The following is an 11,587-nucleotide window of genomic DNA, read 5'->3' on the forward strand; positions in this document are numbered from 1 at the left end:
GGCGCGGGGGACGCGGTCGCGGTGGTGCGGCGGGCGGCCGACGCCCTGGTGGCGGCGGGGAGTTCACAGGCCCGTACGTCCATGGAGATGGCCACCGGCGGCACCCGTGTGACCATCCGCGGCGCGGGCGGCTACGACTTCCGCCGCCAACTGGGCCATCTGAAGGTGCAGTTGCCGCAGGACCCGGCCGGTGCCAGTGAGCACCGGCCGATCACCGAACTCCTCGCGCCGGGCGCCCTGTTCATGAAGAACCGGGGCGCCGGGGTGCCCGCGGACAAGTGGGTACGGGTCGATACCGGGACACTGTCCGACGGCAACCTCGTTACCGGCGGGGCCACCGACCCCTACGCCGCCGCCGAGGTGCTGCGCGGGACGACCAGGGCGACGTATCTGGGGAAGACGGAGGTGGCCGGGGCCTCGGTGCGTCACTATCGGGGGGTCGCCGATCTCTCCGTCGCCGCGCGGAGCGCCTCGGCGGGGAACGAGGCCGCCCTGAGGTCGGCGGCGAAAGGGTTCGCCACCGCCCGGGTGCCCTTCGACGTCTACCTCGACGACCAGGGGCGGGTCCGCAAGGTCCGGCAGCGGTTCAGCTTCGTCAACGGGCAGCGCCGCAGCACCGTGGCGGTCGCCTCGACGACGTTGCTGTACGACTTCGGGGCCCCCGTGGACGTACGACTTCCGGCGTCGAAGGACATCTACGCCGGGCAGATCGCCGAGAAGTGACCTGAACCGATCGGTGATGAGTCGGTGTGAGAACTAGCCCGTCCGTGCCATGCGCGGTGTGTAGACCGCTCCCTACTCTAGGAAGTCGGTGACGGCAGAGAAGAGGTGACGCACGTGGCTCCGGTCGGCGGTACGGCAGTTCAGGACCACGTGGCACTCGCCGAGATCGAGCTGTGCGGAGACCTGATCATCGCGGCCTCGGCCGCCCAGGACCGGCTCAGCCTGGAGAGCATCGACGAGGTGCTGAAAGTGGCCGAGGAGCGGGACGCCTCCAACAGGGCCTAGGTGCGCAGGAGTCGGGCGATCGCCTTCGTCGCCTCGTCGACCTTCGCGTCGATCTCCGCGCCGCCCTTGACCGCAGCGTCCGCGACGCAGTGCCGCAGGTGCTCCTCCAGGAGCTGCAGCGCGAACGACTGCAGGGCCTTCGTGGAGGCGGACACCTGGGTGAGTATGTCGATGCAGTAGACGTCCTCGTCGACCATGCGCTGCAGTCCGCGGACCTGGCCCTCGATCCGGCGCAGGCGCTTGAGGTGCTCGTCCTTCTGGTGGTGGTAACCGTGCGTGACCGGTTCCTCGGAGGGCGCTGCCGCCGCGCCGGCCTCGGTGGTCGTCATCGCGTCCATCGCGTCCTCCAGACATATACCCCTAGTGGGTATATCGTAACGAACTTTGCTGGGTATAGGGCCCTTGGTACGCCCCCGTGCGGATCACTGTGCCTGATGGGCGACACTGGGGGACGGCCCATTAGCCGTGGCCGGATGATGCACTTAGCATCAGCCTGACCGAAACCGATGCATCCCGAGGACCCCTTGTGCGCTTTCGTCTGACCCCCAGGGAGACGAGCTTCTACGACATGTTCGCCGCGTCCGCGGACAACATCGTCACGGGCTCGAAACTCCTCATGGAACTGCTCGGGGCGGACACCGCCGGCCGGGCCGAGATCGCAGAGCGTATGCGGGCCGCTGAACATGCCGGTGACGATGCCACGCACGCGATCTTCCACCAGTTGAACTCCTCCTTCATCACGCCCTTCGACCGCGAGGACATCTACAACCTCGCTTCCTGCCTCGACGACATCATGGACTTCATGGAGGAGGCCGTCGACCTGGTCGTCCTCTACAACGTGGAGGAACTGCCCAAGGGCGTCGAGCAGCAGATCGAGGTGCTGGCGCGGGCGGCGGAGCTCACCGCCGAGGCCATGCCGAACCTGCGCACGATGGACAACCTCACCGAGTACTGGATCGAGGTCAACCGCCTGGAGAACCAGGCCGACCAGATCCACCGCAAGCTGCTGGCCATGCTCTTCAACGGCAAGTACGAGGCCATCGAGGTGCTCAAACTCAAGCAGATCGTGGATGTGCTGGAGGAGGCGGCGGACGCGTTCGAGCACGTGGCGAACACGGTGGAGACCATCGCCGTCAAGGAGTCCTGACCTCTTCATGGACACCTTCGCTCTGGTCGTGACCATTCTGGTCGCGCTCTTTTTCACGTACACGAACGGTTTTCACGACTCCGCGAACGCCATTGCTACGTCCGTCTCGACGCGGGCGCTGACTCCGCGTGCGGCGCTGGCGATGGCCGCGGTCATGAATCTCGCCGGCGCGTTTCTCGGTTCCGGGGTCGCCAAGACCGTCAGCGAGGGGCTGATCGAGACGCCCGAGGGGTCGAAGGGGATGGGGATCCTCTTCGCGGCGCTGGTCGGTGCGATCACCTGGAACCTGGTCACCTGGTACTTCGGGCTGCCGTCCTCGTCCTCGCACGCGCTGTTCGGCGGGATGGTGGGGGCCGCGCTGGCGGGCGGTACCGATGTCATCTGGCACGGTGTCGTCGACAAGGTCATCATCCCGATGTTCGTGTCGCCGGTCGTCGGTCTGGTCGCCGGCTATCTGGTGATGACGGCGATCATGTGGATCTTCCGGAAGGCCAATCCGCACAAGGCCAAGCGAGGGTTCCGTATCGCCCAGACCGTTTCGGCTGCCGGTATGGCTCTCGGGCACGGCCTCCAGGACGCGCAGAAGACCATGGGTGTCGTGGTGATGGCCCTGGTGATCTCCGGGCATTCGACCTACGGCGATCCGATCCCGGTGTGGGTGAAGATCGTCTGCGCGCTGATGCTGTCGCTGGGGACGTACGCGGGCGGTTGGCGGATCATGCGGACGCTGGGGCGGAAGATCATCGAGCTGGATCCTCCGCAGGGGTTCGCGGCGGAGACGACCGGGGCGGCGATCATGTTCACCACGGCGTACCTCTTCAAGGCGCCGGTCTCCACGACGCATGTCATCACCTCGGCGATCATGGGTGTGGGCGCGACGAAGCGGGTGAACGCCGTGCGGTGGGGTGTCGCCAAGAATATCGTGATGGGCTGGTTCATCACGATGCCGGCGGCTGCGGTGGTGGCTGCGTGCTCGTTCTGGGTTGTGAACCTCGCGTTCCTGTAGCCCTCCCCTCATCTGGTCAATGGCCCGCTCCGACTTCCGGAGCGGGCCATTCCTGTGAAGGTGAAACCGCTTTCCCCGAAGCCCGGTGGTGACGCCGGGATCGCTGCTAGTTTCTGGGGCTCAAGCGTTCGAATAGAACGCGCCATGCAAAGGGTGGGGGTCCCTATGTCCAAACTTCGTCGTCACCTCATGTCCGGGGCGGGGGTGGCGTCGGCTCTCACGGGCCTGCTCCTCTACTCGGCCTCTCCTGCGTCGGCCGCGAGAGCCGAGGCCGAGACCCTTGCGTCGGACTCGTACGTCGACTGGGCCGGCTCCATGTACTTCGAGAGCTACGGCGACCACTTCGGGGTCTGCGACAACAAGGCGGACGGCGCCGGTGTCATCGGCTACTGGAAGGTCGGCGCCAGCGGCACCAAGCACCCGATCTACGACGGCAACGGTGCCGGCAACTGCGAGTACGAGAGCCACAACGTCTCCGAGACCTCGTACGTGTACATCTATGTCTGTCTCCGGGACAACGGTGTCGTGATCGACGACACGTGCAGCGCCTGGGAGAGGCAGTACGCCGGTAGCCCCCTCTAGGAACTGCTCGGCCGGACATACGAACGAGCCCGCCCCCGGGAGCCGGGGGCGGGCCCTTTTCGTCCTCGCGGTGGCACCGCCATGCAGCACCGCGAGGGGTTCTTGAAGCCGGTGTCTAACCGAAGCGGCCCGAGATGTAGTCCTCCGTGGCCTGGACCGACGGGTTGGAGAAGATGCGCTCCGTGTCGTCGATCTCGATGAGCTTGCCGGGCTGGCCGACCGCCGCGAGGTTGAAGAAGGCCGTACGGTCCGAGACACGGGCCGCCTGCTGCATGTTGTGCGTCACGATGACGATCGTGAAGCGTTCCTTCAGCTCGCCGATGAGGTCCTCGATCGCGAGGGTGGAGATGGGGTCCAGGGCCGAGCAGGGCTCGTCCATCAGCAGGACCTTCGGCTCCACCGCGATCGCCCGCGCGATGCACAGCCGCTGCTGCTGACCACCGGACAGGCCCGAACCGGGCTTGTTCAGGCGGTCCTTGACCTCGTTCCAGAGGTTCGCGCCCTTGAGGGACTTCTCGACGACGTCCGACAGCTCACTCTTCTTGTACGAGCCGGCGAGGCGCAGACCCGCCGCCACGTTGTCGAAGATCGACATCGTGGGGAACGGGTTCGGGCGCTGGAAGACCATGCCGATCTCGCGGCGCACCGACACCGGGTCGATGGCGTGGCCGTAGAGGTCCTCGTCGTCCAGGAGCACCTTGCCCTCGACCCGGCCGCCGGGCGTGACCTCGTGCATACGGTTGAGCGTGCGCAGGAAGGTCGACTTGCCGCAGCCGGAGGGGCCGATGAAGGCCGTCACCGTGCGGGGCTCGACCGTCATCGAGATGTCTTCGATTGCCTTGTGGGAGCCGTAGTAGGCGGTGAGCCCACTTACGTCGATTCGCTTGGCCATGACTGCTTCACTTCCAGGGGTTCAGAACGGTCGCTGATGAGGTCGCGGTCAGCGACCGGTCTTGGGGGCCTTCCAGCGGGCGATGCCGCGGGCCACCAGGTTGAGGATCATCACGAAGGCGATCAGCGTGAGGGACGCGGCCCAGGCACGGTCGTAGGCCGCACCGGAACCCGCGCTCTGCGCGAACTGCTGATAGATGTACAGCGGCAGCGACGCCTGCGCCCCGTGGAACGGGTCGTTGTTGATGAACGGGTTGCCGAACACCAGCAGCAGGACGGGCGCGGTCTCACCGGCGATGCGTGCCACCGACAGCATGATGCCGGTGGTGATGCCGCCGATAGCGGTCGGGAGGACCACCTTCAGGATCGTGCGCCACTTCGGGATGCCGAGGGCGAGGGAGGCCTCGCGCAGCTCGTTCGGTACGAGTTTCAGCATCTCCTCGGTGGAGCGGACCACGACCGGCATCATCAGGATGGCCAGGGCCAGCGAACCGGCGAAGCCGAAGGGCTGCATCTCCCACATGATCATGAGGGAGAGGATGAACAGACCCGCGACGATCGACGGGATGCCCGTCATGACGTCGACGAAGAACGTGATCGCCTTGGAGAGCTTGCCCTGTCCGTACTCGACGAGGTAGATCGCGGTGAGCACACCGATCGGGGCGCCGATCAGGGTGGCGAGGCCGACCTGCTCCAGGCTGCCGATGATGGCGTGGTAGATACCGCCGCCGGGCTCGGTGTCGCCGACCACACCCATCGAGTGGGTCAGGAAGTAGACGTCGAGGACCTTCACACCGCGCGAGATCGTCGTCCAGAGGAGCGAGACGAGCGGGACCACGGCGAGGAGGAAGGCGACCCAGACCAGGCTGGTCGCGATGCGGTCCTTGGCCTGGCGGCTGCCCTCGACGCGCGACGCGATCACGTACGTGCCGACGACGAAGAGGATCGCCGCGATCAGGCCCCACTGGATCTTGCTGTCCAGGCTGCCGACCAGACCGATGAGGACGGCCAGCACGATGGAGCCGCCGGCGATCGCGTACGGCGACCACTTGGGGAGTGTCGCGCCCTGCAGGGTGCTCACGGGCTTGTCGGCTACGGCTGCGTTGCTCATGCGTTGGCCCCCGAGTACTCCGCGCGGCGGGCGATGATGAGCCGGGCCGCGCCGTTGACCAGCAGGGTGATGACGAACAGGACGAGACCGGAGGCGATGAGCGCGTCCCGGCCGTCCTCCGTCGCCTCGCTGAACTTGCTGGCGATGTTCTGGGCGAAGGTTCCGCCGCCCGGGTTGAGCAGGCTGGCGTGGATGATGAAGTCCGGGGAGAGCACGGTGGCGACGGCCATCGTCTCGCCGAGCGCACGGCCGAGGCCGAGCATTGAGGCGGAGATCACGCCGGAGCGGCCGAAGGGGATCACCGCCATGCGGATGACCTCCCAGCGGGTGGCGCCGAGGGCGAGGGCCGCCTCCTCGATCATCTGCGGGGCCTGGCGGAAGACCTCACGGCTGACGTTGGTGATGATCGGCAGGATCATGATCGCGAGCAGGATGCCGACGGTGAGCATCGAGCGGGGGGCACCCTCCTCCCAGGAGAAGATCCCGGTCCAGCCGAAGTAGTCGTTCAGCCAGCCGAAGAGGCCGATCATGTGCGGGACCAGGATCAGGGCGCCCCACAGGCCGTACACGATGGACGGTACGGCGGCCAGCAGGTCGATCACGTAGGAGACCGGGCCGCGGAGCTTGCGCGGGGCGTAGTGCGTGGTGAACAGGGCGATGGCGACCGCGATCGGGACCGCGATGACCATGGCGATGATCGAGGACACCACGGTGCCGAACGCCAGGACGGCGATGCCGAACTTGGGCGGGACCAGGTTGGTGTTCCACTCGAAGGTGGTGAGGAAGTTCGCGTGGTCCCTGCTGATCGCGAGTGAGGCGCGATAGGTGAGGAAGACCGCGATGGCGGCCATGATCACCAACAGCAGGATGCCCGACCCACGGGAGAGACCGAGGAAGATCCGGTCACCGGGTCGGGTGGCGCCGCGGGCCGTGGGCTTCTGCGCGGCGGCGGGCTGGGGAGTGGGAGGGGGTGCTTCTTCAGGGTTCTTTGTCGATATATCCATCGGGATTCTCCGGTCTGCGGGTCCACACGTGCGGTGTGCGGTCCGTGGCGGCGGTGCACCGGACGGTGCGGCCGGGCCCCTGGATCGGGGCCCGGCCGCACACTCGGACTAGCTGATGCTCGCGATGGTGCTGCGAACCTTGGTGATGATCGCGTCGGGGATCGGCGCGTAGTCGATGGTGGAGAGGACCTTCTGGCCGTCCTCGCTGGCGATGTAGGTGAGGAACGCCTTCGTGGCGGGCAGCGTGGCGGCCTTGTTGCCCTTGTCGCAGATGATCTCGTACGTCACCAGGGTGATCGGGTACGCGCCCTCGGCCTTGGTGTTGTAGTCCAGCTTCAGCGTCAGGTCGTTGCCGGTGCCGACGACCTGGGCGGCGGCGATGTCCTTGGTGGCGCTGTCGGTGCTGGGCGCGACCGGGGCGGCGGCACCGGTGTTGATGCTGACGGCCTTGACGCCGTCGGCGACGTAGGAGAGCTCGAAGTAGCCGATGGCGCCGGAGGTCTGCTTGACCCCCGCGGCCACGCCCGCGGAGCCGGCCGCGGACTGGCCGCCCTTGCCCTGCCAGGCCTTGCCGCCGGAGTACTTCCAGTTGTCCGGGGTGGTGGCGATCAGGTACTTGGTGAAGTTGTCCGTGGTGCCGGACTCGTCCGAGCGGTGGAACGCCTGGATCTTGAGGTCGGGCAGCGTGGCGGACGGGTTCAGCTTCTTGATCGCCGCGTCGTTCCACTTGGTGATCTTGCTGTCGAAGATCTTGGCGAGCGTCGGGGCGTCCAGGACCAGGTTGTCGACACCCGGGACGTTGTAGCCGAGCGCGATCGGGCCGCCGACCATCGGGAGGTCGATGCCCTGGCCGCCGGAGCAGACCTGCTTGGAGGCGGTGACCTCTTCGGGCTTCAGCGCGGAGTCGGAACCGGCGAACGCCAGCTGACCCTGGTTGAAGGAGGTGACACCGGCGCCGGAGCCGCCGCCCTTGTAGTTGATCTGGACGCCACAGGCCGTGCTGAACGCCTTGACCCACGCGTCGATCGCGTTCTTCTGCGCGGACGAGCCGTCGGCGAGCAGCTGCTGACCCTTCTTGGCGTCGCCGCAGACGGCCGAGCCGGCGTTGGCCGTCGAGGAGCTGGTGCTGTTGCCCGAGCCGCCGTTGTCGTCCGAGCCGCACGCCGTGAGGGCCAGGGCGCCGGAGACCGCGAGAGCACCGAGGGTGAGGGCCCGCCGGTTCATGCGCTGAAGCTTCACTTGATGGAGTTCCTTCCAGGAGCCGCCGTCCTGAATTCCGGCGGCGTGCGAAGACGTGGGTGACGCGGGTAGCGACCCCCAGGTCGCGGCTCGCATCGCGTAAGGCCGAAATTAGGCAGAACAGGTGAAGGCGCCTATGGGCATAAGTGAACGGAGGGTGAACCCCTGTGGGCGGTGCGGTTAGGTCACGGAACGCTCACGTCGAGGACACGGGCTGATTCCGGACTATGCCAGGCTCGGTGGGCCCGGAAGCGCGTCCACGAGCGGGCGTTCCCCCGGCTGGGTGAGGGACCTGCTTCGGCCGCCCCTTCGCAACGTAACGCGAGGTGGGCGGCACGGCACCCGCTGGGCGGCGGGCGTATTTCCGTGGCCGCGCGGTGTCGCGGACGGGTAGGTTCACGGCGCCCGAGGAGGTGAGGCCGTGACCACGTACGGCACGATGTTGATTCCCCTGCCGCTGGAACAGGCGGCCCCCGTCCTGCGCGAGATCTGCGCGGCGGGCTACGCGGCCCCGGCCGGGCCGGGATTCTGCCTCCTCCATCCGGACCGGTTCGTCGACAACAACGGTGTCCTCTCGCTCGCCGGGCCGGTCAGCGGTGCGTTGGGCGTTCCGGTGCTGGCCGCCTTCCAATACGACGGCGACCGGCTGGAGCTGGAGGTCTGGCGGGACGGAGTCCGTGCCCACCGCTACGACTCCAGGCCGGGCCGGGACGACGAGGCCGCCGACGGCACACCCGCGTGCGCGGACCCCGCCGCGTTCCTGGAGTTCGCCGCCGGGCCGGTGGACGGCCACCGGCTGGCCTCCGCGCTCGCGGACACCCCGATCGACGTGGAGGACATGGACGTCGACGGGGAGCCGGGGTACGTCTGGGCGCAGGGCCTGCACTGGGACGTGCTGGCGGCGCTCGGACACCCGGACCAGATGATCGGCCGCGCACAGCGGGACCACTGCCACTTCGAGCGCGCGCCGCGGGTACTCGCGGAGCTGCTGGAGAGCGGCGAACTCGTCGCCGTGGGCGCGGCTGGAAACCGCGACGAGACCGCCTAGTAGTGCTTCGTTAGGTTCTGGTTCTGTTTCTGCGTGTGGTGAAGGGTCGGCCGCAGGTGGTGCAGGTGCCGGTCCAGCACCTCAGCAGGTCCTGAAGAGCGTCGAGGACCTGGTAGAGGGTCAGGCCGGCGTGTGAGCTTTTGGGTTGAGCCGCCGGAGGGTGAGGAAGGCCTGTGCGGCGGTGACGAGGGTGACGTGGTGGTGCCAGCCGCGCCAGGTGCGGCCCTCGAAGTGGTCCAGGCCGAGGCCGTGTTTGAGTTCGCGGTAGTCGTGCTCGATGCGCCAGCGCATCTTCGCCCACCGCACCAGATCCTCGACGGGTGTGGTGGCGGGCAGGTTCGATATCCAGTAACCGGTCGGAGCCGCCTGGCCGACGGGCCATTCCACGAGCACCGTGCGCGCGGGCAGGACGCCGTCCCACTGGTAGTGGCCTCCGCCTGCTTGCTGGGCGGCGGCCAGGGACTGCTTGCCCGCAGGCCGCACCGACAGGACGGTGAACGCCGAGGTCATCGGCCCCTTGCTGCCCTGCCGCCAGGTCACCTCGGTGAAGTGGGCGAGCGGGGTCTGGACCGCGTGGAGGGACAGGGCCTGTGGCGGGGTTCGGTAGCGCGGCAGGGTCGGCGGTCCGAGCCCGCCATAAGCAGGCCGGTGCGGCTCGACATCCTCCGGGTGGGCGGTTTCCTTCCCGGTCAGTGCCAGCACGTAGGACAGTTCCCGTTCCTCCAGGGCGAGGCGGAAGGGGGTGCTGGTGCCGTAGCCGGCGTCGGCGACCACGACCGGGGCCTTCAGCTCCCACTCGGCGAGCGTATCGAGCAGACCGAGCGCCAGGCGCCACTTCTCCTGACGGCCCACGCTGTCCGGGATTCCGGCCCTGCGGCAGCGGTCCGGCTCGTCCGTCCATTCCCGGGGCAGATACAACTGCCACTGAAGCGGGCAGGAGGCGGTGTCGGTCGCGGCATGGACACTGACTGCGACCTGGCAGTTCGCCCGCTTCCCGAGCGCCCCGCAGTACTGGCGTGCCACTCCCGCCGACGCTGTGCCGCACTTGGGAAACGACACATCGTCGATCACCCACACTTCCGGCGTGAGCACTTCGGACAACCGCCGGGCAATCCGTCGCCGGACCGGTAGCGGATCCCACGGCGACTGGTTCACGAACTGCTGCAGGGCCTGCATGTTCCCGTCCGGCAGCCGATCAGCCATCGGCTGGATCGACTTGCGCCGGCCGTCCAGCATCAGCCCCCGCAGATAACACTCGCCCCACCGCCGCTGGTCCCGCCGCGGCAACGACCCGAACACATCAGCAACGAACTCCGCCAACTCACCCCGGAGCCGCTCGACTTCCCCCAACTTCACACCAAAGAAATACCCACCACCAGGCGAGATCACCCGAGGTAACGAAGCACTACTAGGACCTGTCCGGCGGATCATGCCGCAGACGCGGGGTCTGGTGCGCCCTCCCCCACTGCCCTAAAGGCGTGGGGGACCCCCAGCGGCGTTGTCGTCGGTCGCCGACGTCCCCCAGCCTTCGGCCGGGAGGTGCCCCCACCGCGTCGACTCCCTCCTCCGCCTTGCAGTTGGACGCACCAGACCCCGCTCACCGGCGCTGATCAGGCACGGTCGCTTTCCTGCGACCTGATCCGCCGGACAGGCCCTAGCCGAGAGGGTCCTCGTCCGTGCCGACGGCCATGAGTACGAGGGAGATCAGGTCGCGGTCCCGTTCATGGGTGAGTCGGGCGTGGGCTTCGTCCGGCCTGAGCCAGACGAGCGCGCTGACCTCGTCGTTGGGCTCGAAGGTTCCGCCGGTCGCCTCGGCCGCCCAGTATCGGACCTCTTTGGGCCGCCCGTGGTGGTCGATGTAGTGGGCCGAGGGGAGCCTCGTGCCCAGCCGGCAGGTGTGGCCCGTTTCCTCCAGGACCTCGCGGCGGGCCGCCTCCTCGAACGTCTCGCCCCGTTTGAGCTTGCCCTTGGGCCACGACCAGTCGGCCCACTTCGGCCGGTGGACCAGCGCCAGTTCGAGGTCTCCGGCGGACCGGTGCCGCCACAGGACGCAGCCGGCCGCCTGGACGGTGGTGTCGCTCGTCGAGGAAGTCACTGAAGGTTCACCGTCTCCTCCGTGCGCGTTGGTGCGGGGCGTCAGGCGGTACCCACCGGCCGTTTCTGCCACGACTGCTGGAAGGCGAAGCGGGCCGCCTCCACCTCGTGGCGCTGGTCGGCGTGCAGCACTCCGAGCGCGTACGCGGTCGCCGGGGCGATCCGCGGGGTCCGGGTCGCCGATGCCGCCGCCGCGGCGGCCTCCGAGGCGTCCCGGTGCAGATTGAGGGCCTGGCCGGCCGCCAGCAGGCGTACGTCCAGCGGTGGGCCGTCCGGGTGCAGGACCTCGCCGGCGTAGCGGTGCAGGCGCAGCAGCAGGCGTACCTGGTGCCAGGGGCCGTCCTGGGGGTGCGGGGCCGGGTCGGGGGAGAGGCCGTGGATGAGGGCCTCGGCGTTGTACGGGTGCCCGGCGGTGACCAGGGGCAGCGCGCTGACCGCGTCGTTGAGGCGTTCCCCG

The 11,587-nt window shown here is 68.1% G+C and carries 13 protein-coding genes and 1 pseudogene; 6 read left to right on the plus strand and 8 right to left on the minus strand.

Annotated elements, in window-relative coordinates:
- Both R6V09_RS33565 and R6V09_RS33570 read left to right on the plus strand, forming a co-directional pair.
- Window positions 1–723: hypothetical protein (locus R6V09_RS33565; protein WP_317885233.1), on the plus strand; the 723-nt coding region annotated here is incomplete at its 5' end.
- Window positions 724–828: 105 nt separating this feature from the next.
- Window positions 829–1,008: a hypothetical protein gene (locus R6V09_RS33570; RefSeq protein WP_019073694.1), complete on the plus strand. Its 180-nt coding sequence runs from the start codon at window positions 829–831 to the stop codon at window positions 1,006–1,008.
- Here R6V09_RS33570 and R6V09_RS33575 read toward each other — a convergent pair.
- Window positions 1,005–1,337 carry a metal-sensitive transcriptional regulator gene (locus tag R6V09_RS33575; protein WP_317885243.1) on the minus strand — a complete coding sequence of 111 codons (333 nt, stop codon included), beginning with the start codon at window positions 1,335–1,337 and terminating at the stop codon, window positions 1,005–1,007. The genes R6V09_RS33570 and R6V09_RS33575 overlap by 4 nt on opposite strands.
- A gap of 197 nt (window positions 1,338–1,534) precedes the next feature.
- Between R6V09_RS33575 and R6V09_RS33580 the strand changes: the two genes are divergently transcribed.
- From R6V09_RS33580 to R6V09_RS33590, 3 genes are all read left to right on the plus strand, one after another.
- On the plus strand, window positions 1,535–2,155 hold the full coding sequence (locus R6V09_RS33580) for a DUF47 domain-containing protein (protein ID WP_026151758.1): 621 nt from the start codon (window positions 1,535–1,537) through the stop codon (window positions 2,153–2,155).
- A 7-nt stretch (window positions 2,156–2,162) separates the two neighbouring features.
- A complete protein-coding gene (locus R6V09_RS33585) occupies window positions 2,163–3,161 on the plus strand; it encodes an inorganic phosphate transporter (RefSeq protein WP_317885234.1) in 999 nt (332 codons plus the stop codon).
- A gap of 165 nt (window positions 3,162–3,326) precedes the next feature.
- A complete protein-coding gene (locus tag R6V09_RS33590; protein WP_317885235.1) occupies window positions 3,327–3,743 on the plus strand; it encodes a hypothetical protein in 417 nt (138 codons plus the stop codon).
- 115 nt (window positions 3,744–3,858) lie between these two features.
- On the opposite strand, the gene pstB is transcribed toward R6V09_RS33590, so the two are convergent.
- From pstB to pstS, 4 genes are all read right to left on the minus strand, one after another.
- Window positions 3,859–4,635, minus strand: coding sequence for a phosphate ABC transporter ATP-binding protein PstB (gene pstB, locus R6V09_RS33595; protein WP_317885236.1), 777 nt, complete (start codon window positions 4,633–4,635; stop codon window positions 3,859–3,861).
- A 48-nt stretch (window positions 4,636–4,683) separates the two neighbouring features.
- Complete coding sequence (gene pstA / locus R6V09_RS33600) at window positions 4,684–5,745, minus strand: phosphate ABC transporter permease PstA (protein ID WP_317885237.1); 1,062 nt, start codon at window positions 5,743–5,745, stop codon at window positions 4,684–4,686.
- Window positions 5,742–6,749: a phosphate ABC transporter permease subunit PstC gene (gene pstC, locus R6V09_RS33605; protein ID WP_317885238.1), complete on the minus strand. Its 1,008-nt coding sequence runs from the start codon at window positions 6,747–6,749 to the stop codon at window positions 5,742–5,744. The genes pstA and pstC overlap by 4 nt, the downstream gene beginning before the upstream one ends.
- Before the next feature lie 108 nt (window positions 6,750–6,857).
- Window positions 6,858–7,988, minus strand: coding sequence for a phosphate ABC transporter substrate-binding protein PstS (gene pstS / locus R6V09_RS33610; RefSeq protein WP_317885239.1), 1,131 nt, complete (start codon window positions 7,986–7,988; stop codon window positions 6,858–6,860).
- A gap of 421 nt (window positions 7,989–8,409) precedes the next feature.
- On the opposite strand from pstS, the gene R6V09_RS33615 reads away from it, so the two are divergent.
- Window positions 8,410–9,036 carry a hypothetical protein gene (locus tag R6V09_RS33615; protein ID WP_317885240.1) on the plus strand — a complete coding sequence of 209 codons (627 nt, stop codon included), beginning with the start codon at window positions 8,410–8,412 and terminating at the stop codon, window positions 9,034–9,036.
- A gap of 120 nt (window positions 9,037–9,156) precedes the next feature.
- Here R6V09_RS33615 and R6V09_RS33620 read toward each other — a convergent pair whose 3' ends face one another.
- From R6V09_RS33620 to R6V09_RS33630, 3 genes and pseudogenes are all read right to left on the minus strand, one after another.
- Window positions 9,157–10,392, minus strand: a complete 1,236-nt coding sequence (locus R6V09_RS33620; protein WP_317885241.1) for an IS701 family transposase — start codon at window positions 10,390–10,392, stop codon at window positions 9,157–9,159.
- A 298-nt stretch (window positions 10,393–10,690) separates the two neighbouring features.
- Window positions 10,691–11,131 (minus strand): NUDIX hydrolase, encoded by a 441-nt coding sequence (locus R6V09_RS33625; protein WP_317885242.1) that lies wholly within the window; start codon window positions 11,129–11,131, stop codon window positions 10,691–10,693.
- A gap of 41 nt (window positions 11,132–11,172) precedes the next feature.
- Window positions 11,173–11,587 (minus strand): annotated as a pseudogene (locus tag R6V09_RS33630) (CHAD domain-containing protein); the annotation flags it as partial.

Source organism: Streptomyces sp. W16, assembly GCF_033194735.1.
Classification (GTDB): domain Bacteria; phylum Actinomycetota; class Actinomycetes; order Streptomycetales; family Streptomycetaceae; genus Streptomyces.

Coding starts and splice junctions, on each gene's coding strand:
- R6V09_RS33590 (WP_317885235.1), top strand. CDS start 3,327: ATGTCCAAACTTCGTCGTCACCTCATGTCCGGGGCGGGGGTGGCGTCG.
- pstC (WP_317885238.1), bottom strand. CDS start 6,749: ATGGATATATCGACAAAGAACCCTGAAGAAGCACCCCCTCCCACTCCC.
- R6V09_RS33585 (WP_317885234.1), top strand. CDS start 2,163: ATGGACACCTTCGCTCTGGTCGTGACCATTCTGGTCGCGCTCTTTTTC.
- R6V09_RS33575 (WP_317885243.1), bottom strand. CDS start 1,337: ATGACGACCACCGAGGCCGGCGCGGCGGCAGCGCCCTCCGAGGAACCG.
- pstA (WP_317885237.1), bottom strand. CDS start 5,745: ATGAGCAACGCAGCCGTAGCCGACAAGCCCGTGAGCACCCTGCAGGGC.
- pstB (WP_317885236.1), bottom strand. CDS start 4,635: ATGGCCAAGCGAATCGACGTAAGTGGGCTCACCGCCTACTACGGCTCC.